Here is a 22,421-nt window from a genome sequence, read left to right as displayed (position 1 = left end):
TCGCATCTGAGTTTTATGTAAACGGGATACACAGTATCCTATCGTTTTGGTACCCACTCCGGCGGATAACCAATGTTAAGAAAAACATTAGATAATCTACTTCCATTGCATAACGGATGATTAGCACACTGGGGTACCTGCTAAAGTTCTCGAAGTAGAAACTTTGGCTTTTCAAGATGCCCCTGCCCATCAATGCTACCTACTGAATTGTGAATTGATATGAATGTTTACGATGTGTTTAACGGCGATGCCGATGGAATTTGCGCACTGATACAGCTGCGACTGGCGGAGCCTGCGAAGGCCACCCTGCTCACTGGCGTTAAACGTGACATCGCTCTTGTTCAACAGGTACCAACTACAAAGCCTGTGAAGGCGACAATTCTGGATATCAGCCTTGATAAGAACCGGGAAGCTGTAGATACGCTTTTGGCACTGGGGAGTGAGGTATTTTATGTGGATCACCATTTCCCGGGTGAATCGTTGCCGGATGCCCCCGGCTTCACAGCATTGATTGATACCCAACCCACCACCTGCACCAGTTTGCTAATAGACCAGCATTTGGGTGGTCGTTTTCACAACTGGGCGATTGCTGCAGCCTTTGGTGACAATCTCAATGCTGTCGCTGAAGATCTCGCGAAAGCAGCTGGGCTGTCTGTGGAGCAAGCTGAATCCCTTAAGGCCCTTGGTGTATGCATTAACTACAACGGCTATGGCGCCACGGTGGACGACCTGCATTTTCATCCGGCAGATCTATACAGCGAGTTTGTAAAGTTTGCGGATCCACTTGAATTGATCGCCTCCGAACCACTGGCCTGGGAGAAACTGCGAAAAGGCTATGAGGCCGATATGGCCAGTGGATTAGCAGCCCCTATAATGAATGAAAATGCTTCATCTATTGTTGTTAAACTGCCAGATGAACCCTGGGCTCGTCGAGTGAGTGGTGTGCTAGGTAACGAGCTTGCCAACCGAAACCCGGATAAAGCTTGTGGTATTGTTACTGAAAAAGCTGACGGCAACTATCTCGTGAGCATTCGTGCGCCCCTGAATAACCGCGCCGGCGCAGACGAACTGGCTCGCCGATTTCCATCAGGGGGCGGCCGAAAAGCTGCAGCTGGCATCAATGTACTGCCAGGAAACCAGCTGGACGAATTTCTGAATGCAATTGCCGAATTCTGGAGCTAACGGATCACCATGACACTAACCCCGCCTAAAAAAACCCACCTCAAACAACTTGAGGCAGAATCCATCCACATCATCCGTGAAGTAGCCGCCGAGTTTGATAACCCGGTGATGCTGTATTCGGTAGGTAAGGATTCGGCCGTCATGTTGCATCTGGCAATGAAAGCCTTCGCGCCGGGCAAACCACCATTCCCACTGATGCATGTGGATACCACATGGAAGTTCCGGGAGATGATCACCTTCAGGGACAAAATGGCCAAAAAGGTGGGTATGAAGCTGATTGTGCACACCAATCAGGAAGGCGTAGCGCAAGGTATCGGGCCATTTACCCATGGCAGTGCCAAACACACGGATGTAATGAAAACCCAAGCTCTAAAGCAGGCATTGGAGAAATACGGCTTTGATGCCGCGTTTGGTGGTGCTCGCCGGGATGAAGAAAAATCCCGTGCCAAAGAGCGCGTCTATTCGTTCCGGGACAAGTTCCATCGCTGGGATCCGAAAAACCAGCGCCCTGAGCTCTGGAGTCTGTATAACGGCAAGGTAAACAAAGGTGAGAGCATACGGGTCTTTCCCTTGTCCAACTGGACAGAGCTGGATATCTGGCAATACATTTACCTGGAAAACATCGATATTGTGCCGTTATATCTGGCTGCTGAACGCCCGGTGGTGGAGAGGGATGGCACGCTGATTATGGTGGATGATGACCGCATGCCCATGGAGCCCGGCGAGAAACCGGAGATGAAGATGGTGCGGTTCCGTACGCTGGGCTGCTACCCGCTGACAGGCGCGGTCGAGTCCGAGGCAGCGAGTTTGCCGGAGATTATTCAGGAAATGCTGCTCACCAAAACATCTGAGCGCCAAGGTCGGGTAATCGACCACGATGGCGCGGCGTCTATGGAACAAAAAAAGCGCGAAGGGTACTTCTAAGGAATTGTTATGTCACACGCATCCGAATTGATTGAATCCGATATCCTCGCGTACCTGGATCAGCACGAGAACAAAGACCTGCTGCGCTTTTTAACCTGCGGCAGTGTGGATGATGGCAAGTCGACGCTTATTGGCCGTCTGTTGTTCGATTCCAAGCTGATTTTTGAAGATCACCTTGCGTCCCTTCACAAAGACAATGAGCGCCAAGGCAATGCCGGTGAGTCGCTGGATTTGGCGTTGCTGGTCGATGGCCTTGCGTCAGAGCGCGAGCAAGGTATTACCATCGATGTGGCTTATCGGTATTTTTCAACCGACAAACGCAAGTTCATTATTGCCGACTGCCCGGGCCACGAACAGTACACCCGTAACATGGCGACCGGCGCCTCCACATGTGATCTCGCCGTGGTGATGATTGATGCCCGTAAAGGGGTGCTGACCCAATCCCGCAGGCACAGTTTTATTGTCAGCCTGCTGGGCCTGAAACACATCGTGGTCGCCATCAACAAGATGGACCTTGTGGATTACTCCGAAGAAGTGTTCAACAAAATCCGCGCCGAGTACGAAACGCTCGCGGCACAGCTGGGCCTGAAGGATGTGTACTACGTGCCCATCTCTGCCTGAACGGGGATAACGTGGTTAACCGGAGCGAAAGTATGCCCTGGTACAACGGCGAGACTCTGATGAACATTCTGGAGCAGGTGGAGCTGCGGGAAGACCAGAACGTAACGGACTTCCGGTTCCCCGTACAGTATGTGAATCGCCCTAACCTCGATTTCCGTGGCTACTGCGGCACCGTGGCCAGTGGTGTGGTCCACAAGGGTGACACCTTAGCCGTATTACCCTCGGGCAGGAGCTCCCGGGTAAAGGGCATTCATACCTATGAAGGCGAGATTGAACTTGCATGGCCGGGCGATGCCGTAACCATCACCCTGGAAGACGAAATCGATATCTCCCGGGGGGATCTGCTGGTCCATGCCGGTCAGGAACCTGCCATGGGCGAGCGCTTCGCCGCCCACCTGGTGTGGATGAATGAGAAAGCGCTGGTGCCCGGTCGTGAATACGGTATTAAAATCGGCACAAAGGTGACCAGTTGCTTTGTGAATGAGGTGTTGGAAGAGGTCGACATCAACACGCTAGAGCGCCATAAGCACATTGCCGGCGGGCTGGAGCTGAACGCAATCGGCTTGTGTGACCTGCAGTTGACTGAGCCAGTGGTGATGGAGAACTACCAGAGCCACCCTGGCACCGGCGCTTTTATTCTGATTGACCGGCTCACCAATGTGACCGTGGCAGCCGGTATGGTGGACCGTGCGCTGGATGGCTCGGGTGACGTGTCAACGCGGGAATACACCGAAGCAGAGCGTAACCTCAACCGGTTTATCCGTGAAAACTACCCCGAGTGGGCCTGTAAATCTGTTTAATTCCAGAGGGATTCTGTTTTGGCAGACGATATTGTTTGGCACGATCACAAAGTTGTCCGTTCTCAGCGCGCTGAGAACAAGAACCAGAAGCCTTGCCTGCTGTGGTTTACGGGCCTGAGCGGCTCCGGAAAATCCACCGTCGCCAATGCCCTGGATGTGGCCTTGCATAAGCGTGGTTACCACACGTTCCTGCTGGATGGCGATAACGTGCGCCACGGCTTGTGCAAAGACCTGGGCTTCTCCGATGAGGGCCGGGTGGAAAACATTCGCCGCATTGGCGAGGTAAGTAAACTGTTTACGGATGCGGGGCTGATCGTATTAAGTGCGTTCATTTCACCCTTCAACAGTGATCGGCGTCTGGTGCGTAAGCTGTTCCCGGCAGGTGAGTTTATTGAGGTGTACATGGATACACCTCTGGCAACTTGCGAAGAGCGTGATCCCAAAGGGCTCTATCAAAAAGCGCGTGCTGGTGAGATTAGTCATTTCACCGGCATTGATTCGCCGTATGAAATACCAGCCCACCCGGAAATCAGCCTGGATACATCCAGCTCTTCAGTGGACGATTGCGTGGAATCGCTGATCAATTATCTTCTCGAGCGGAAGTTGATCATAGGTTAATCACCACTCCACGCTCCGACACAAGAGACTCCGAACTATATGGAATGGCAAGGCATTCTCACTCTGGCAACGCTGTTCAGCGTGTTGTCCACCCTGATGCTGACTCGTTTTTCGGCAGACCTGGTTCTGATGGCAGCGCTGGCTCTATTGTTGATTTTGGGAGTTCTTAGTCCGGCAGAAGCCTGGTTGGTTTTGGCAACCCAGGGGTTATAACGATCGCCACTTTGTATGTGGTTGCAGCTGGCTTGAAGGAAACCGGAGCGGTGCAATGGATTGCACGGCGTTTGCTGGGACACCCGCAAACAGCGAAAGGCGCGCAGTTACGGATGATTGCACCAACGGGTATTCTTAGTGCTTTTATGAACAATACTGCCGTTGTCGCCATGTTCATCCCCGCTATTCAGGACTGGGCCCTGAGGCTTGGAATTCCTGCATCGAAACTGCTTTTACCTCTCAGTTACGCGGCCATTCTAGGCGGGACTTGTACATTGATTGGTACCAGTACCAATCTGGTTGTCGATGGCATGTTGCAAACGGAGCTCGGTATCCACCTGGGGCTGTTTGATTTGGCCTGGGTCGGCGTGCCTCTGTTACTGATCGGTGGGGCTTTTCTTGTCATGTTTGGCTCAAAGCTGCTGCCAGACCGCGGTGGTGTAAGGGAGGAGTTGGATCAGGTTCGGAAATACGGTGTTGAGGTTGAGGTTGTAAGCCCTGGGCCGTTGGTCGGTAAATCGATCGCGGAAGCCGGGTTGCGCGCCTTGAACTATGGTTATCTGGCCGAAATCAATCGTGATGGCCGGCTGATCACCGCAGTTGAGCCCGACCGGGTGCTGCAGGCTGGTGACAGGCTGTATTTTATTGGTGCACCAGAATGCGCCAGCGAGTTGCGGCGTATTCAGGGGCTGAGGCCTGCCAATGGCAATGTTCATAAGCTGGATGTTGCGAATCACCAGCGCTGTCTCGTGGAGGTTGTTCTGGGGCCGGAGTTCCCCGCTCTTGGAAAAACCATTCGCGACAGTCAGTTTCGTACACGCTTTAATGCCGTGATTTTCTCTCTTGCTCGCGAGGGGCAGCGGGTTCCCGGCAAGTTGGGTGATATTACCTTTCGCATGGGCGATACCTTACTGCTTGAAACCAGCCAGCAGTTTGTAGAGCAGTATCGCTTTCGGCGCGACTTCTTGTTAGTTAGCGCGCTGAATGATTCAACGCCGCCGGACTTTCGCAAAGCTCCGACTGCTTTGGGTATTCTGGCCTTGATGGTATTGGCCAGCGCCAGTGGCTTGTTGCCCATTATGGAGGCTGCTTTTCTCGCAGCGGGCGGCATGATTGTTTCCGGTTGCCTGACGGCGAGTCGTGCCCGGCGAAGTGTGGACTTACCTGTATTGGTCGTTATTGCAGCATCCTTTGCATTAGGCAATGCCATGACGGTTACCGGGGCAGCGGATTGGATTGTTGGTGGATTATTAGGAATCGGGGATTTATCACCGTGGCAGGTGCTGGTTCTGGTGTATTTATTGACAGTGATGTTTACCGAGTTGATCACCAATAATGCGGCCGCTGTGCTGATGTTCCCCATCGCGCTGGCTCTGGCACAGAAGCTTGACGTAAGTGTGTTGCCTTTTGCGGTTACGGTCATGTTCGCTGCATCCGCATCTTTTATAACGCCGCTTGGTTACCAGACCAATCTCATGGTGTTTGGGCCGGGGCGGTATAAGTTCTCAGATTATGTGAAAATTGGTTTGCCGTTGAGCTTGATTGCCGGTGCTGTGAGCGTGACGCTTATTCCTATGGTTTGGAGTTTTTAGTGGCGTGCGTTACTACGTTGGTATCCGGCTTGCCGCCGTATATTTTCAGATCCGTTATTGCGAACCATTGTTCATAGTGATCCTCTTCAGGGTAGGGAATATTATGCGAGTTTCCACCGATGCTGAACCAGTTAAAACCAACGCCCTCGCCCTCTCCAGCTCTACGAAACGGAATGTCATAACGGGCCTTTTCGAGAATGTCATTGATCCAAACTTCTTCAACACCATCTCCTGCCCCCGGTGCAGAGTCCATTTTAATTAAGATGTTAATTTTTACCCATTCACCGGTTTGGAAGACCTCTGCAAAGGAGAGGCTGTCACTCCCACCCTGCTTAATTGAAGTTTCTTTTTCATAATTTTTTAAAAAATAATTTTCATCACTGCCAATTAATTCTTGCGGAGTGTATCCGCGGATAAAGGGCGTTAGGCGAGCTACCGAAAAATTGTTACTTCGAACTGTCCACGACTTGAAATCTAACATGTATACTGGTGACTTAGCTCTACCGCCGGTACCGAAAAAATCGTATCGGTTTTTGCCTTTATAAGTCTCTGGAACATGACGGGCCCTAAACACTTTCATAATGCTCTGGCTGGATCCTTTTCGAAGTTGGTCATGTAAGACATAATCACGTTGAAATTTTATGTAAAACTCCACCCAAAGCACTTGGTAGTTTTCTTGAAAATCCTTACCTAACTGGACTTCTGACCCCCATCGACTGTTGCCACCGTAGGACTCGTCGTACACTAAAAGAGATTTCCCCCCCGGCCTGCGGGACTGAACCCCCGAAATTTGACCAACTGGATGCGGACCGGTAATTGACCCAACCGTATACGATCCATTTGGGTACCACTTTTCGCTTGTGTAATAGGAATCAAAATTACCCGGTAAATTAGCTTCGGCTTTAGTTGAATAACTAGGATAAGGCAATTTTTGATGAGACTCAGTATTCCGCCAATCAGCTTGATTGTCGAAGTCTGCGTCGAAAATTAACTCATTATCGGCTAGTGTTTCAGACCCAACACCTAACATAATTATTATTACAGATCTAATAAATACCACCTGCCCTAAAGATTTTTTTGGACTACATCTTTTCATAATTCTCACCCTCGAAGATTTATAGAGTAACAACAAGCGGCGTTTCCTATGGAACCTGTGAATAAGTCCCCAGAATCAGCGGTAATACGACCATCGTCAACCGCACAGGTTTGACCTTTCAAGCAGTCATTGCCTTGTGAATTTTTTACAACTTGTCACCTTGGACGTTACAACCGCTGCACCGAGCACTGGAATTATCGTCTTGTTCCTGCCAAAGAGAACAGAAAGATGGAGGCAGCGTCGCTATCTAGCAAACGAAGCTCGTCGAAAATGAGAGGCCCCCAAGTTATCGCATCCTGAAAATGTAGCTTTATGTTACCGGACTAGCCGACTATCCTAGCCCGGATTTCTCATAGTGTCCCGACAAGCTTCGCAAACCAGCCCGGGTAACGCCAGAGCTGAATGATCACCGCCCGTTTTGGCGATTATTTAACCAGTTTCCAGCATTCAGACACACCACCCCCTTTCCCCCATTGAGTCGGGCCGGGGGAGCCCGGGCATCTAGACCGGAACCAACCGCCGAACCAGGGCAGAGAGTTCGTCTTTGTAAGGGTAGCCATCACTCATCAGCACCCGTATCCGCCGGGTATTGCGAACGATCACAGCACCGACCTTGATCAGTTTTAGCCGCAGATTACTGGCGCTCATTCTCTCGAAGCGGGTGTTTTTCAGGTGTGCTCGTAACCGCTCGAACAAGGTGTAGGCAAAGCCGGACAGAATCAGCCGCCACTGATTGGTCCACCACTGGGTGCTGGAGGTGCGATCTGCAAACAGGCATAACTGCTGATCCTTGATCCGGTTCTCCATGTCGCCCCGGGCGCAGTATTGCTCATAGTAGAGCTTGAAGCCGTCGTCGTGACGGGAACTGATGATGAACCTGGGATTGGCTCCGAGTTCGCCTTCCTCCAGACGAGCCACCACCCAGCGAGGGTATTTCCAGGAGTGGGCCTGGTATTTGAATCGGTAGGTGGCGGACACTTTTTCGCCCAGCTCCCAATGGGCCTTGCGAACCAGCATCGAGGGCACGTCCACGTCTTTGAGCAGGCGGCTGTTCTTGCTGATGCCCACCAGGTAATCGACGTTGTTTCGATCGCACCAGCTCAACAACCGGGGACGATAGAAGCCGCTGTCACCCCGGAACACGATGCGGGTATCTGGCCAATATTGACGGATGAAGCGCACCAGCAGGGCCAGGATGGCCCAGCTGTGGCGGCTGTCGCTTCGGTTGCTGGTGCGCAGGTAACTCACCAGCAGATGACGACCGCAGAACACATACAGCGGGAAGTAACAATGATGATCGTAGTAGGCATTAAAGAACTTGCCGGGCTGGTCGCCATGGACCGGAACGTCGGTGCCATCAAAATCCAGCACGATCTCCTTGGGTGGTTCGTCATGCTGTTCAATGAAATGATGCCACAGCAATTCATGAGCTTTTACCACCGACGCCCGGTTTACTCGCTGCTCCATCCGGCACAGGGTGGACTTGCCCGCCAGAGTGTCATCTTCGCCCATGGCGGTCTGAAGCGCCTGATCAAAACGCAAAGCGTCATGATCGTTCAGGTCTTCGTACCCGGCTGCCACACCGAACACCCGTTGTCGGGTCATGGTCTCCAGCTTGTGGCGAACCAACTGCGGGCTCCGGGGATCATTAAGAATTGAGGCCAGGCGCTGAGTCAGGCGGTGCTGCTTGTCGACTTCGCGCAGCAGAAGCAATCCGGCATCGGAGGTGATATGGCCACCGGAGAAATCGGCTTCAATCTGGCGGCGGGAAAGTGGCGTAAAGGTCAGTTTTTCAGGTATCATTTTGGATAGCGGCGGTTAGTGTTGGTTTTTGGTGTAAGGCCCTGAAATTTTAACACTTTCAGCCGATTTCTGTTATCCCCTCATGAGAAATCCGGGCTAGGTGTCACACAGAGAGTTAAGCAGTAGGCGGATCCATGGAAATAATAGCCATCCGAATAAAAGAAAAAAACGGCGTTGCTCGCATTAGTGAAACAGTGCGTATGCGCTTTTCTCTGCCCAAAAGTGACGTACAGGCCACCATTCAGCTTGCACCTAAGGATGGACAGAAACTTGTCATCGTGCAACTTGAGCCTCTCGCATACTGGACAGGCGGCCTCGTGATAGACGCCTTAATGGGTAGCGTTAATTTTCAGCCCGGCAACTTTACATGGCAGGTCTATAATCAGAACGATGAAGGTATTCCATCAGCGGTGAGCCTGAGCAATGAGGCTGCCGCACCCTCCACTGCTAAAGCGGAAACCAGTAGGGTGATTGCTCGTAAAGGCCCCGTTTGTGTCGCCGCGACTTTAAATAGCGAATGTCAGTAACAAATCGATAGTAGCTGCGGGATCAGCCTTGAAGCCTTGAGTCAGGCCATCGACGAAGCGGGGGCTGTTTAGGGCGGGAATCCAGCGGTCAGGATTAGCTCAAGGACCAAGGAGCAATAGCGATGTTGAAGCCGAACTCATTTCTGATAACCATTAGAACAGAAGCTAATAACCGTGCTGAAATACAGTATCCTGATCCCCAGGCTTCACTTCAGACAAAGGAGATTAATCCGTTCTATATCCGCCACCAAGACCATGAATCTGGAGACTTCGAGCTTTTCTTCGGCGAAAGAAAGGATAGTAAAACTGTAGATTTCAACACGCCAGTCAACGGCACTTCGATAACCTACTCTGTCGCGAATAAAAAGCTGACTGTAAGGTCAGATCTGGCTGGTGCGGAACTCGTTTACTACCGGGCTAATAATTCCAGAATCTTGTTATCGAATCGACTGGAAAACCTGATCGGAGGCAGTGACCGCCCCGATTGGAACGCGATTCACTGCTATCTTACATTTGGTTATACAGTAGGAGAAAGCTCCTTTTTCGAGAATATTCAACAGACCCTGCCTAATCAAAGGTTAGAAGTAAATACCGAGTCTCGGGAGATAAAAAAGCAGGTTTCTGATGTCACGCCACAGAAAAAAAATGCGAGCACACTACAAAATAATGGCAAAGCGTTTGCAAAACTATTTAGTGACATTATGCAAACCTATAGCCCAATGATTTTAATGATGTCTGCGGGTTGGGATTCCAGAACATTGCTCGCTCCCCGAAAATCCCCCATAACGGCAGCCTATACCCATGGGGACATGTCCAGCCGCGAATGCACTATTGCAAAAAAACTCTCAGGTACCCTGCGGACGGATCATTACTTTAAAGATGTGAAAGGAATGGTCATAGATACAGACTTGCTCGATGAAATGCTGCAGGTTCATGGCCACTGCCTATGGCCGATTTGGCATTTATCCAGCAAGTTCCTATCAGAAAAGTTATGCCTACCCATCACCAGTGGTGTTATAGGCGCCAGGCTAGGAGGGCACAATGGTTTTCCAAGCGTAGGAACCCGGCTCCAGAAAAGCTTTAATTCTTTACACCTGATAAGTCCAAAATTAGTTTCAAAAGAGAAGATCATAAAAGACTTTAAGAAACATGCGACGGTGCCTAAAACTTTCTGGTTTATCAGCGACAAAGGCAATCAAATATTTAGCGGTACTGCTGCCAGAACCACTAAAAATATTCATGACACGTTAGATAAATACCTAAAAGCGACCGACGACTTTTCTTTTGCCATTGAGAAATTTAACTATGACCATGTCAGTCGTCAGTACATGATGAAGCAGCCAGGCATGGCGAAACCTTTTCAAGGGTATTATTCCCCTCTTAGTCATCCAGAGCTGCTTAAACTGGTCTATAACATCTCCTTCGAACAAAGGGTTCAAAATCGATTAACCAAACGAGTAATATTCGAACTCAATTCTGATTTATTAGAATTCCCTATGGCAGCGACTTTAGCTAAAGCCAAACGACCAATTTTCATTCAAGAACTGTCAAGAATATTACGAATAGTCTTTGAAAATACCTTCTTCAAATTAAAGAAAAATCGCCCTAATTTAGGATGGTTTAACTACGAACATCTTTATTCAGGCGACTTTTTTAAAACCACTATCCACTCGCTCAGATCCGACATCTGGTCTAAGGAGCAGATGTTAAAAACTATTATTTCGAACCAAAAAATCGGCGTAGACGCCGGCTCTACTATGGATATGATTTGTAAGATAAAGACCATAGATTATTATCTATCAACTTACAATAAAGCTAAGGAAAACGGAGGCACAGTTCTCGATGAAAATCGCTGAAAAACTATACTTCCGGTCACCTCCACTGCTTCAGAATTTTCTGATATCAGCGTATGGGTACCTACTTTATCAGAAGCGATACAAAGGTCTATATTATGAGATTCGCAAAGAACTTGAAAAAACCAAGAGCTTTAGCGCAATAGAGATAAAAGCTCTCCAGGAAGAAAGTCTGCACCAGATGGTCGACTACTGCGCAAACCAAATACCCTACTATCAAAAGCTATTTTCTGAGCACGGGTTACGTCCAAACGATATCACAAAGCTTCAAGACTTAGAAAAACTGCCTATTCTGAATAAGTGGACCGTACTGCAGCAAAATCGTAACTTTCGGCCAAAAAATGCACTAAAGCCTTTTATGATTCAGCATACGAGCGGTAGCACCGGTACCCCGCTAGCGCTTCATGTCGATGAACGTACCTATAAATTGGCTATGGCGCTGCTGGTAGACCATGAAGAAAGTCATGGCGCTCCCTTTGGCTCACGACGAGCTACCTTTGCAGGGAGAATGCTCAAACCAGCTGATGACATGAAACCTCCTTTTTCGCGCTTTAACCGGTCTGAAAACCAGCGACTGTTTTCCAGCTACCACATTAATGAACAAACGTTTCCCCATTATAAGAGAGAGCTGAACAGATTTCAGCCTGAAGAACTGATTGGCTACCCATCCGCGATTTATGATCTTGCAGTTCACTACCTAAAGTCCGATTCCAGACCGGGTTTCAAACCGAAAGTGGTCATTACGAACTCCGAGACGCTCCTTCTGTGGCAAAGGGAAAAAATTGAATCTGTGTTTGGATGCCCGGTTTACGACTACTATGGAACAGCCGAATATGTAATGTTTGCCGGGCAGGACAAGACGGGGATTTATCAGCCAAATTCTATAATGGGCATTACAGAGGTTGAACTAGATTCAGGCTCAAATGATACAGGCAGATTGCTGGCCACCTCGCTGACCAACAAGCAAATGCCCTTACTTCGGTACAATCTTGGCGATACGGCAACGTTAGCTAATCCATCTGGAGCAACAATCGGCACCCCGGGGCTAAAATCTATCAATGGAAGGATCGACGACTACATCGAAACAAGCGACGGACGCCTGATCGGACGCATTGACCACATTTTTAAAGGTATCGATGGCATCCGGGAAGCGCAGGTTGTTCAATACCAGCCGGGTTGCGCTGCTATAAAATTGGTGAGAGATGGCTCTGCTAACTTTAATGAGAGCAACCTTATTTTCAATTGTAAACAAAGACTCGGTGACGACTTTCGAGTAGTTGTTGAGCACGTATCGGAAATTCCGCGTGGTCGTAATGGCAAATTTCGTTCGGTGATCAGAGAAAAATGAGCGAACAAGCTGAAACCGAGCGCGCTTCATCCTGGTTTTCGATCGTAATCCCGCCCCGCTGCCAGCTTGGTGGTCCGGAATCATTGAACCACTACAGCTTTATGTTACTGGGCTGGCAGACTATCCTACGCATCTCACAGGGAGTTAGGCAGTAAACAGATTTATGGAAAACATCGTCATTCGATTAGAAGAAAAAAGCGGCATTGCCCGAATCAATGAGCCGGTAGGCCTCGGTATTCCGCTGCCCAAAGGTTCTGTTCAGACTATTGATAGTCTCGCGCTTATGGATGGAGAGAAATCTCTCAGCATGCAACGCGAACCGCTCGCACACTGGCCAGACGGCAGCATCCGCTGGGTTCACGCAAGTTTTCTGATCAGTCTGGAAGCAAACAGCACGAAAGGCTTGGTGCTAGCCCAACAACAAGCAACCTCACCCCGCATTCCTGAGCCTGTTATTAACCAAACGACTGAAAGCCTTGTGATCCATACCTCAACGGGCAGCGTTGCTTTGAAGCCCGGCAGCCTGGCCTGGCAGGTCTATAACCATAGCGATGTGGGCATTCCCTCTGCTGTGAGCCTAAGTGATGAAGCAAGTGCGCTCTGCACAGTTAAAGCGGATGCCGACTGGGAAGTTACTCTTAAAGGCCCCGTTTTTGTCGCCGCGACTTTAAAGGGCGAATGGCTAAAGCAAAACAACGAGCCGCTGGCGCGGTTTCAATGTGAACTGCGTATTTTCCTGGAAACCGGACTAGTACAATTGGAGCTGGCAACTCACAACCCCAAACGTGCCCGTCATCTTGGCGGTTTGTGGGATTTAGGAGACCCGGGCTCAGTGTACTTTCGGGAGCTTGGAGTAGAAACAACGCTGCCAACCACGGGCAATACCCACGTCATGCCGCAGGCTATTGATGAAAACCCAAGTGTGTTCCGTCTTTCCGATTTCAACCTTTACCAGGACTCAAGCGGCGGCCAAAATTGGCAAAGCCGGAATCACATAAACTCTAGCGGCGAAATTAGCACCCGGTTCTGCGGTTACAGGCTCGCTAACCCGGATGAGATACAGCACGAAGGTAAGCGTGCGAATCCTCTGGTTGGTATTGAGCACGATGGCGGACAGCTAGATGTGGCAGTACCCGGCTTCTGGCAGAACTTTCCAACCAGCATTCGCAAAGAGGGAAACAAACTAACAATCGATCTATTCCCGAAAGATGCAAAGAATGTTTATGAGCTGCAGGGCGGTGAACGAAAAACTCTCGGCTGTTCAATGGCTTATAACTCAAATAACAGTCTCTCTGCAACAGCGTACACACCTCTGGTGCCCGTGCTTGCTCCAGAGTGCTATGAGCGAGCTGATGCCTTCCCGTGGTTCAAGGCAAATACTCAACCCGACGCTCTCGACAAACTCATAGCTGAAGGCCTGGATGGGAAATCTAACTTCTTTGCCAAAAGAGAAGTGATTGACGAATTTGGCTGGCGTAACTTCGGCGATATTTTCGCGGATCATGAAACCCTCTATCAGAGCGAGGGAGAACCACCACTGATATCCCATTACAACAACCAATACGATCCAATATATGGCTTCGCAAGACAGTACGCCCTGACCGGGGATAAGCGCTGGTTTCAGTTAATGGACAATTTGGCTCGGCACGTTGTAGACATCGACGTCTATCATACCGATGAAGATCGAGTCGAATACAACAACGGACTGTTCTGGCACACCGATCACTATCTGGGTGCCCATACGGCAGCACACCGGACCTTCACCCGCTACAACGAGACCAGCTCAACGCCGGGTCAGACAGGAGGCGGGCCTGCGTCCGAACACTGCTATACAACTGGTTTGCTTTACCACCACTACATAACAGGCGCGCCGGCGTCGCGGAATGCAGTTCTGCAACTAGCCAATTGGATACGGGCCTCCCAAGAGGGCCAAGGCGGTCTGCTGGAGCAACTGCTGGCTCTGAAGAAACACGATTTGCCAAAGCTGAAGGCGTTGCTGAAAGGCGAGCGCCCTACCCCGCACCAATATCCGTTTACCAGGGGTACCGGCAATTACCTCAATGCACTGCTGGACGCATCGCTGCTGGAACCCAGTGCCGACTGGCTGGAACATGCGGAAGGAGTCATTCGCAAAACCATCCATCCAGCAGATAATATCAAAAAGCGAAATTTGCTAGAGGTAGAAACCGGCTGGTCGTACCTGATACTGATGGCCAGTATTGCCCGCTACCTTTTCCTCAAGAGAGAGGCAGGAAACACCGATATCCACTACAGCTACGCCCGGGCTGCATTTTTGCATTACGCCAATTGGATGCTGGAGAATGAGCGCCCTTTCCTGTCCGATCCGGCGCAACTCGAGTTCCCCAACGACACCTGGGTAGCCCAGGATGTACGCAAAGCCATGCTGATGTTTCAGGCCGCAGAACTGGATCCGGCGCGCGCGGAAGGCTACAAGAATAAAGGGAGCCAGTGGCTGGAAGAACTCTGCGAAACTCTGGCAAAGGGTAAGGAAAAACACTACGCCCGCATCCTGATCATTTTGATGCAGAACTATGGGCCACAGCAGGTCAATTTATGTAAAGGTTTGGCTCAACTTACCGAGGATCCGGCGCCAGTGAATTACAGCCAGCCCCCCAGCCTTACCTGGGGTGAGCTTACAGCCAGGATAGTTGGCCGCCTAGTCCGAGGAATACTTGCATTTCGGCCTGCCAGGGAACGGGCTTGGATTCACTCACGACTGGATCGTACTTAACATGCGAGTATTCAAACGCCTCGTAAAATCGGTATTTCTGGCGCTCGCAACCCCCCTGTATTTGCTGTGCTTGCTGTTCAGTCAGCTGGGCAATGCCGACGGGGTGTTCACGTCGTTCTCACAGGGTCTAAGCCTGATACCCGGTAAATGCGGAGTCTACCTTCGGGCGGCGTTCTACCATCTGGCCTGCCCGGCCACCTCTGACGAAATCGCAGTGGGTTTTTTGACCATTCTTTCCCACCGTGACACCAGTATCGCGAAGGGGGTGTATATCGGCCCCCAGTGTAATGTCGGAATGTGCTCCATCGGAGAAAACACTCTGATCGGCAGCGGCGTTCATATACTGAGTGGAAGTCGTCAGCATGGATTCCAGGACAATCAAAAGCCCATCCAGGACCAGGGCGGCGCCTTTGAAAAAGTCCGGATAGGTGCTGACTGCTGGATTGGTAATAGTGCGGTTATTATGGCGCCAGTGGCCGATGGTTGCATCGTGGCCGCAGGGAGCGTATTAACTAAATCCGCGGATAAGGAGGGTGACATACTCGCCGGTAACCCCGCCGCGGCAAAGCGTAATCGGTTTCAGCCAGACTACAATACTGCCGGGGGCCAAGATCATGAAAAGCCATCTATCTGAGAAGCTCTATCTGTCTTCCCCCGTGTGGCTTCAAAATGTTCTGGTAAGCACCTATGGCGTACTTGAACATAAAAGACGCTATGGCGGGCCTCACAAAGAATACCTTGAGCATCTACTCAACAACGTCATGTTCGATGAGCGACAAATAGAGGAATTACAGGCAGAGCTTCTAGAAAAAATCCTTAGCGATGCAGCACAAACTGTGCCGGCCTACCAAACGCTGGGACTGGGCAAATCTCCTCAGCTTTCGGATTTTCCGCTATTGGAACGCGAGTCCATTGCAATTAACCCTGAAAGCTTCCTGTCTAACAGGTATGACAAGGACAAATTACTCTGTCTTTATACCGGTGGCAGTAGTGCGAATCCGTTAAAAGTCTATATTTCCCCAGCAGCCCGCCAGAAAAGCTATTCATTCTGGCAGCTTTTCTATGATCGCATGAACTTCAAAGTCGGGGACCGAAAAGCCACGCTGGTAGGGCGAAAGATTCAAGAGCCTGATAATGACAGTCCGCCGTTCTGGCGCTATAACCTGAGAGACAGGCAGCAATTGTTTTCCTCCTATCATTTGGCGGAAGGTAATATTGCCGCTTACGTCGATAAGCTAAACAACTTTAAGCCAAAGATCATTGAAGGATACCCTTTAAGCATCTATCGATTGGCAGACTATATCGTCCAAAATTCGATCAAACTATCCTTCACACCAACAGGCCTCAGCACCAGCTCCGAAAACTTCACACCACAGCAACGAAAAATCATGGAAACCGCTTTCAATTGCAACGTGTTCGACCAATACGGGTCAGCTGAGTCCGTGGTTTTCGCTTCCGAATGCGAGCATGGAAACATGCATATTGAACCAGAATACGGCCTTCTTGAAGTACTGAAAAATAATGGCGACATCTGCGCAGAAGGCTACGGCGAACTCATAGCAACCACCTTACTAAACGATGCCATGCCATTGATCCGGTATCGCATCGGGGACCTGGGAGAAATCATCCAATCCAGCTGCTCGTGCGGTAGAGCTTCTAAGATACTCAAGGAGCTTCACGGCAAGGTTGGCGCTGTCGTTATTAATGAGGGCAGGCAAGCTTCCACGGCAGCAATTGCTATTGCGTTTGAATATCTTGAAGGTGTAAAAAACGCACAGATAATCCAGAATGAGCCCGGAAGGGTGATTGTAAAGTTAATCAAAAGAGAAAACTTTAGTCCCAAATCAGAAGATTTCATGGTTTGGGAATTAAAAAAGATGCTTGGTGACTCTTTATGTATATCAGTGGACTATGTAGATGAAATACCGCCCGAACATAATGGGAAGTACAAAATGGTGGTTCAGAATTACTACTAGTCTGGCCCAGTTGGTTTTCGCGCTATAACTTTAGGAGGGAAAATGATTGAGCAGCCTTTTTGTTCTGTAGTAATACCTGCATTTAACGAAGAAAAATACATAGAGCAATGCCTGATTGCACTCAAAAAACAAACATACCCAAAGAATAAATTTGAAATAATTGTCATCGATAATGGATCATCAGATAAAACTCCTGAGCTTGCTGAAAACTATGCAGACAAGGTTAAAATTCTACCTAATGGTAACGTTGGCGCTGTGAGAAATTATGGCGCTAAAAACTCAACTGGAGAGGTTTTAATTTTCCTCGACTCCGATTGTATTGCTGACGAAAACTGGCTCGAAAGATCCGTCCAGATGTATTCGACAGCCCCTAATACAGTGCTTGGAGGCATTTATGTTTGCCGTGACAATCCAAACTGGGTCGAAAAATATTGGTTTCTTGAAACTGGAAAAGATCGCGTACTTGAAAATAGTCTACTGGGAGGATGCATTATAATCAGCCGAGGAAACTTTGAGCTCGTGGGAGGCTTTCGCGAAGAAATGTCCTCCGGAGAGGATTCAGCCCTAACGAAGGATTTGAGAGATCATGGGGTCTTAGTAAAGATAACGCCACTTTTGAAAGTGACGCACCTAGGAAATCCTACTACGATAAAAAACTTTTTAAAACGCCAATCTTGGCATGCTGAAAGCTATCTTACCAACAAAACGGATAATCTCTCAGACCCAGTTTTCTGGCTGGTCCTAATATATCCTATCACACTCTTAGTACCTTTGTTTCTATCACTGATAACGCTCGCCTATTTACCGACGCTGTTAATTACACAGTTTTCGCCCGCCATCCTCTCAACTAAAAGGATTATAAGATCCGGCTATAAGCCGCGTATCGAAGAAGCAATTAAAATATTAATTTTGGATAACTTATATTTGATTGGTCGAAATCATGGGATATTGAAATCAATCTTCCGGCGCAGCTAGCCCATCAGGTTGTAATCTGGGGAGATGGGCAGCCCTAACTTACTCTATAGCAATACTAGATGGCGGCTTTGGTTGGAAATTACTCGAATCATTGTTCCGGTTCTCCGGCATGTCGGTGCGGATTACGATATCATCAATCGAGTACCACTCCTCTCGCCTTTCCGAATCTGGGTAGGCATGAAAATGGCTATTTCCACCAAAGTGAACAAAGTTCCACAAAATCCCTCCTTCACTTTCATGCCCCATCCATGGAAAAGATTCATTTGAGAATAATAACTGGCCATCGAACCACTGCTTTACTACCCCGTCCATTGCCCCAGGCGCAGAATTCATCTGCACGAAAAACTCTACTTTGTGCCATTTGTCGCCCCACACTTCATCATGACCTGCAGCGCCCTCTGTGTAGGGATCGATGGGCAGACCGGTTTTAAGATTGTTTAAATGAGTGATCTCCTGATCAGGCTGGCTATCGCCGTCGAGATCAATTACATTCCCGGTAAAATTGAGAGACATATCACCATTGATAAACCCACGGGCAGTATCAATAGGAGCTGGGTTTTTTATTGCATAATTAGTCTCTTGTGGATCACCTCGAAATGAAAGAGTGTTTCTCGCACCATATTTATTCGACTCATAATCCCACAAAAAAATGGCTGAACTATTTCCAGTACTAAAAGCCTTATAAAGCTCCCCGGCGCCATCATAGCTAGATATACGGAAAAGTTTTGTTATCCCTGTTTCGCCAAGCGGTGTCCATTTAGGCTGAGCCTGATCCAAAACTTGACATATAACGATTTAGATCCTTTACCCAAAGCCTTAGAAAGGAGTCCATCCGAATTCCACGCATATTCTGGCCCAGTGGTGGAGTCGCGCCAGATCACCAATGACTTACCAGAACCCCCGCGAGCCTTATCCGCATTGCGAACAAGAATCTCCATATTCTCATGACGATCTGGATGCCCAACTGATGGGGCCCACGCAGGATTCTGCCGCGCACAATCCCAGCCTTCCGGCAAAATATGACCATCTTTAAGGCACTGTACCCGATCCGGCCCAGCTCCCTCAGGCCAGCCACCCCTGTCGTTAATTTCCATACCGCTGTGCCAGTCAGCATCATCGTCGAAACTTTCCTCGAACAGCACTTCGCCTTGCGCCAAGGGAGAAATCATTAAGACGCACAAAGATGCGGCTTTTAATAGTCTCAGTGATCCAAGTTTAATTTGGTCGCTCATACTTCCTTCCTCAGATCTGTCAATGTAGGTGACCTGGAGCCACAATAACTCAGACACCTCAAAATATCCTGTGAAACCCCTCTAATTTTAACGTAAAACAATGTTAAAAAGCAGGAGATTTCTGTTAACCCTTGCAGTCTCCCGTAGCCCCAGCATTGTTAGTTTAGTGTGATACTTTTCTTAGACGAGAGATCAATGGTTCTAACCCATAAGCATTCGTTTCACTCGCCTCATTAAATCAACGACATAAGGATCTAATTTTGAACTTTTACTGTTCGCATGAACCTGAAATCGATTGAACTCGGCTTTCATCGAACTGAGATAACCCTCCCTGAAATCCGGATCTTCCTTCAACCTATCCGCCAATCTTATGAATACTGTTCTACGCTTTACAATCTCATCTTTTAGCTCTTTTATTTGCTCATTTGACAACCGGTATCTGGGTCGAACAACCTTTATAGTTCGGTCTTCGCTAACTGGCTTCTCGTAACCAAAAAGCTCGAAGTCGAGGGAGTAATACTCTGCCAAAGCAGAAACCACTGATTCAACTAAATCCGGTGGCACACCCTGTCCTTCGGTGGAATTTTTTTTCTGCTCAACCGAAAAATCATAGAGAGAGACCTCGCTGATGAGTGGCCAATCATTGGATATATCCTCAACCTTACCCACGAAATCCGGGATCAAACGCCCGTTCTTGATCAGTATGCGATGTTGGGGTTGCGCATGATGCTCCATTTTCTCAACGGGAATTGTCATCATATGACGAACGGCTTCCTCCAGAGACATATCCGGGTCAAATTTCAGCCTTTTCAGGTGATCCAGTTCAAAACCCTGCCCTCGGGCTCGGACAAACTTATCTCTATAATAGGAAACGAATTTTTCAATCGGATGCCGCGTAAACGTAAAAATCGGTAACGCGGGGTGAGGAGATTCTGCGGGCCGCCAATTGGTTAGTGCTTTGCCTTCAGGACTATGCTCACTCATGCCAGACTGGGATGTTGGCTGGGTGTTGAGCATTGCGTAGCTGATCGAACTGCTTGCCACCTTGGGAACCGAGAGATAAATAACATAAACTCCCGGTACAAATTTTATAAAGCTGTGGTTTTCCACCTCACAATCTCCCTGTTTCGTTACATAGTTCATTTACTGAATACACTGCGTTATTTTTTCTGCGTAGCTTCTTGTATTTGTTTCAAAAGCAAGGCCCCATGAGCTATCATAACGAATCATGTCTAAACAACCGCTTCAACACTTTTCTCGATTAAAAGTTTTCTATGCGCGGCAACAACTATTTCTACAATTTTTGGATCCGATGATGACCAAAACAAACGCGAAGCATACTGTAGTCTTGTATACTTGGCATTCTAAAAAAAACGTAGCTCTGATCAAACCACTCATCGAGCATCTGACTGACTCTTGCGGGTTCCTGTGCCATGTCGTCACGTCCGACGCAACGGGGAAGTTGAACCTATTGCAGAGTAGTGATAACGCATACACAGTCAATGAGATCCTTTTATCTTACGCCAGTGGAGATTCCGAACCCCCCTCGGCTGAGGCGACTGGTATGGATCACCCATTAGATTTACATCTCGACTGGCTTTCCACCCCAAGAGATCCCGTACTACTGCAACATCCAAAAAGAGAATCGACGACAGACTACTACGGCTGGAAACGTCAGCAGTTAGTTTCGGCATATAGCGGTTTCCTACAGGACGTCAATGCAGATTCTGTGCTCACCTGGAATGGGGCTTTGCTTGTAACCGGCGCTTGGCAGAATCGGCCGATTTGCTCGGCATACGGACCTTTTATCTGGAAAGAGGCTTGCTGCCATCCTCCCTCGTCATTGACCCCGATGGCGTGAATAACGACAGCTCCATCGCCGGCGCTGACTGGAAAAGAAACGCGACCTCAAAACCTAGCTTTGAGGAGATTGAAGCGCTCCAATCCTATTTTAGTCTGCTTGGCAGTTCGGACGCTCCATCGTGAATACCGGCCAGAAAAAAAATAGGGAGGCAGTCTTGGCGCAACTCGGACTTTCGCCTGAAAAGCCAGTTATTCTGCTACCCCTACAAATTGAAAGTGATAGCAACATCCAGAACAATTCGCCCTACTTCAAGTCGATGGAAGAACTTATCCGCTCGGTCACCTCCGTACTGGGCGGCACGGGCGCTCAGTTGGTTGTGAAGCCCCACCCGGAAGATCGATCCCGACGGAACAGGATCGAAGCACTATGCAGCGCGTCTGATGTGCGATGCTGTTGGGATCTGTCACTACAATCCCTCTTACCGGTGACAGACCTGGTTGTGGTTATTAACTCCACAGTGGGGCTGGAAGCCCTGCTTCAGAACAAGCCTGTAGTAGCGCTGGGCCAATCAATTTATGACCGAAAAGGATTCACGCTGGACCTGGATAACAAGACTAGCCTTGATGCGCTGATTCACCGGGCACTGGATGCCTTATGGCAGCCTCATGACAATCCGGATTTCTGGTGGTTTTTGAAAACTCTCATCAGCAACCACACATTTTTTTATGATGAGCAACTCGGCCTGACTGACGTAAAGCCTCGTCTCTGTGAGACGCTACTCGGCACGAATGCAAAACCTGCCCTCCCCATGACTGGTAAGATGCAGGAACTGATATCAACGAACGAAATCCTCTCGCAGTTGATGAGAGGCGAGTTTACTGGTCGGGTGCTCGTGATTGGCCCGCTTGAAACCATCATGGAAGACATCCCCGACCAGATCACCATACTCAATCGAGCCGCACGCCCGCTCACGTTCCTGAGTGCTCTGACCCATCAATACGAACTGATGATCTGTATGGAGTGGCCGTCAAACCCCCTGCTACGAGCTTTCTTCAGCCTGTTGCAGGCCAAAAAAAAGGTTATCTTAGGGTGAATAACTTTTATG

The 22,421-nt window shown here is 49.1% G+C and carries 16 protein-coding genes and 2 pseudogenes; 13 read left to right on the top strand and 5 right to left on the bottom strand.

The features are described from left to right. Positions 1 to 219: 219 nt before the first annotated feature. The 5 genes and pseudogenes from BCA33_RS03385 to BCA33_RS03365 all read left to right on the top strand — a co-directional run bounded on the left by BCA33_RS03385 (position 220) and on the right by BCA33_RS03365 (position 5,950). Positions 220 to 1,182, top strand: coding sequence for a DHH family phosphoesterase (locus BCA33_RS03385; protein ID WP_071263466.1), 963 nt, complete (start codon positions 220 to 222; stop codon positions 1,180 to 1,182). 9 nt (positions 1,183 to 1,191) lie between these two features. Continuing rightward, complete coding sequence (cysD, locus tag BCA33_RS03380) at positions 1,192 to 2,106, top strand: sulfate adenylyltransferase subunit CysD (RefSeq protein WP_071263465.1); 915 nt, start codon at positions 1,192 to 1,194, stop codon at positions 2,104 to 2,106. A 9-nt stretch (positions 2,107 to 2,115) separates the two neighbouring features. Beyond that, positions 2,116 to 3,434: pseudogene (gene cysN / locus BCA33_RS03375) on the top strand (sulfate adenylyltransferase subunit CysN); the annotation flags it as partial. A gap of 111 nt (positions 3,435 to 3,545) precedes the next feature. Continuing rightward, the gene (cysC, locus tag BCA33_RS03370; RefSeq protein ID WP_071263464.1) at positions 3,546 to 4,145 is read left to right on the top strand and encodes an adenylyl-sulfate kinase; all 600 of its coding nucleotides are present in this window, start codon (positions 3,546 to 3,548) and stop codon (positions 4,143 to 4,145) included. A gap of 39 nt (positions 4,146 to 4,184) precedes the next feature. Further along, positions 4,185 to 5,950 (top strand): annotated as a pseudogene (locus BCA33_RS03365) (SLC13 family permease). Here BCA33_RS03365 and BCA33_RS03360 read toward each other — a convergent pair. Next, on the bottom strand, positions 5,931 to 7,046 hold the full coding sequence (locus BCA33_RS03360; RefSeq protein WP_139172882.1) for a hypothetical protein: 1,116 nt from the start codon (positions 7,044 to 7,046) through the stop codon (positions 5,931 to 5,933). The pseudogene BCA33_RS03365 and the gene BCA33_RS03360 sit on opposite strands and share 20 nt — an antisense overlap. A 501-nt stretch (positions 7,047 to 7,547) precedes the next feature. Further along, on the bottom strand, positions 7,548 to 8,849 hold the full coding sequence (locus tag BCA33_RS03355) for an IS1380 family transposase (protein WP_071263462.1): 1,302 nt from the start codon (positions 8,847 to 8,849) through the stop codon (positions 7,548 to 7,550). Positions 8,850 to 8,983: 134 nt separating this feature from the next. Between BCA33_RS03355 and BCA33_RS03350 the strand changes: the two genes are divergently transcribed. The 7 genes from BCA33_RS03350 to BCA33_RS03320 all read left to right on the top strand — a co-directional run bounded on the left by BCA33_RS03350 (position 8,984) and on the right by BCA33_RS03320 (position 18,280). Then, on the top strand, positions 8,984 to 9,376 hold the full coding sequence (locus BCA33_RS03350) for a hypothetical protein (protein ID WP_071263461.1): 393 nt from the start codon (positions 8,984 to 8,986) through the stop codon (positions 9,374 to 9,376). Positions 9,377 to 9,498: 122 nt separating this feature from the next. Next, positions 9,499 to 11,232: a hypothetical protein gene (locus BCA33_RS03345; protein WP_071263459.1), complete on the top strand. Its 1,734-nt coding sequence runs from the start codon at positions 9,499 to 9,501 to the stop codon at positions 11,230 to 11,232. After that, complete coding sequence (locus BCA33_RS03340) at positions 11,219 to 12,577, top strand: phenylacetate--CoA ligase family protein (RefSeq protein ID WP_071263458.1); 1,359 nt, start codon at positions 11,219 to 11,221, stop codon at positions 12,575 to 12,577. The genes BCA33_RS03345 and BCA33_RS03340 overlap by 14 nt, the downstream gene beginning before the upstream one ends. Positions 12,578 to 12,740: 163 nt before the next feature. Then, the gene (locus BCA33_RS03335; protein WP_071263456.1) at positions 12,741 to 15,329 is read left to right on the top strand and encodes a hypothetical protein; all 2,589 of its coding nucleotides are present in this window, start codon (positions 12,741 to 12,743) and stop codon (positions 15,327 to 15,329) included. Position 15,330: 1 nt separating this feature from the next. After that, complete coding sequence (locus BCA33_RS03330) at positions 15,331 to 15,963, top strand: acyltransferase (protein ID WP_071263455.1); 633 nt, start codon at positions 15,331 to 15,333, stop codon at positions 15,961 to 15,963. Then, positions 15,944 to 17,305 (top strand): phenylacetate--CoA ligase family protein, encoded by a 1,362-nt coding sequence (locus BCA33_RS03325; protein ID WP_071263453.1) that lies wholly within the window; start codon positions 15,944 to 15,946, stop codon positions 17,303 to 17,305. The genes BCA33_RS03330 and BCA33_RS03325 overlap by 20 nt, the downstream gene beginning before the upstream one ends. A 42-nt stretch (positions 17,306 to 17,347) precedes the next feature. After that, complete coding sequence (locus BCA33_RS03320) at positions 17,348 to 18,280, top strand: glycosyltransferase family 2 protein (protein WP_071263451.1); 933 nt, start codon at positions 17,348 to 17,350, stop codon at positions 18,278 to 18,280. A 39-nt stretch (positions 18,281 to 18,319) separates the two neighbouring features. Here the strand turns inward: BCA33_RS03320 and BCA33_RS03315 are convergent, their stop codons facing one another. The 3 genes from BCA33_RS03315 to BCA33_RS03305 form a co-directional block, all read right to left on the bottom strand. Then, positions 18,320 to 19,057, bottom strand: coding sequence for a hypothetical protein (locus BCA33_RS03315; RefSeq protein WP_139172880.1), 738 nt, complete (start codon positions 19,055 to 19,057; stop codon positions 18,320 to 18,322). Continuing rightward, positions 19,009 to 19,512 carry a hypothetical protein gene (locus BCA33_RS03310; RefSeq protein WP_139172878.1) on the bottom strand — a complete coding sequence of 168 codons (504 nt, stop codon included), beginning with the start codon at positions 19,510 to 19,512 and terminating at the stop codon, positions 19,009 to 19,011. Before BCA33_RS03310 ends, BCA33_RS03315 begins: the two co-directional genes overlap by 49 nt. 201 nt (positions 19,513 to 19,713) lie before the next feature. Continuing rightward, positions 19,714 to 20,622 (bottom strand): sulfotransferase family 2 domain-containing protein, encoded by a 909-nt coding sequence (locus tag BCA33_RS03305; protein WP_071263445.1) that lies wholly within the window; start codon positions 20,620 to 20,622, stop codon positions 19,714 to 19,716. A gap of 908 nt (positions 20,623 to 21,530) precedes the next feature. Between BCA33_RS03305 and BCA33_RS03295 the strand changes: the two genes are divergently transcribed. Continuing rightward, the gene (locus tag BCA33_RS03295) at positions 21,531 to 22,409 is read left to right on the top strand and encodes a hypothetical protein (RefSeq protein WP_071263442.1); all 879 of its coding nucleotides are present in this window, start codon (positions 21,531 to 21,533) and stop codon (positions 22,407 to 22,409) included. Positions 22,410 to 22,421: the final 12 nt, after the last annotated feature.

Origin of the sequence: Marinobacter sp. AC-23, from assembly GCF_001858325.1 — a bacterium.
Classification (GTDB): domain Bacteria; phylum Pseudomonadota; class Gammaproteobacteria; order Pseudomonadales; family Oleiphilaceae; genus Marinobacter.
The sequence above is the reverse complement of the archived record's forward strand: the minus strand, read 5'-3'. Positions and strand labels throughout refer to the sequence as shown.

Coding starts and splice junctions, on each gene's coding strand:
- BCA33_RS03385 (WP_071263466.1), top strand. CDS start 220: ATGAATGTTTACGATGTGTTTAACGGCGATGCCGATGGAATTTGCGCA.
- cysD (WP_071263465.1), top strand. CDS start 1,192: ATGACACTAACCCCGCCTAAAAAAACCCACCTCAAACAACTTGAGGCA.
- BCA33_RS03360 (WP_139172882.1), bottom strand. CDS start 7,046: ATGAAAAGATGTAGTCCAAAAAAATCTTTAGGGCAGGTGGTATTTATT.
- BCA33_RS03355 (WP_071263462.1), bottom strand. CDS start 8,849: ATGATACCTGAAAAACTGACCTTTACGCCACTTTCCCGCCGCCAGATT.
- BCA33_RS03350 (WP_071263461.1), top strand. CDS start 8,984: ATGGAAATAATAGCCATCCGAATAAAAGAAAAAAACGGCGTTGCTCGC.
- BCA33_RS03345 (WP_071263459.1), top strand. CDS start 9,499: ATGTTGAAGCCGAACTCATTTCTGATAACCATTAGAACAGAAGCTAAT.
- BCA33_RS03340 (WP_071263458.1), top strand. CDS start 11,219: ATGAAAATCGCTGAAAAACTATACTTCCGGTCACCTCCACTGCTTCAG.
- BCA33_RS03335 (WP_071263456.1), top strand. CDS start 12,741: ATGGAAAACATCGTCATTCGATTAGAAGAAAAAAGCGGCATTGCCCGA.
- BCA33_RS03330 (WP_071263455.1), top strand. CDS start 15,331: ATGCGAGTATTCAAACGCCTCGTAAAATCGGTATTTCTGGCGCTCGCA.
- BCA33_RS03325 (WP_071263453.1), top strand. CDS start 15,944: ATGAAAAGCCATCTATCTGAGAAGCTCTATCTGTCTTCCCCCGTGTGG.
- BCA33_RS03320 (WP_071263451.1), top strand. CDS start 17,348: ATGATTGAGCAGCCTTTTTGTTCTGTAGTAATACCTGCATTTAACGAA.
- BCA33_RS03310 (WP_139172878.1), bottom strand. CDS start 19,512: ATGAGCGACCAAATTAAACTTGGATCACTGAGACTATTAAAAGCCGCA.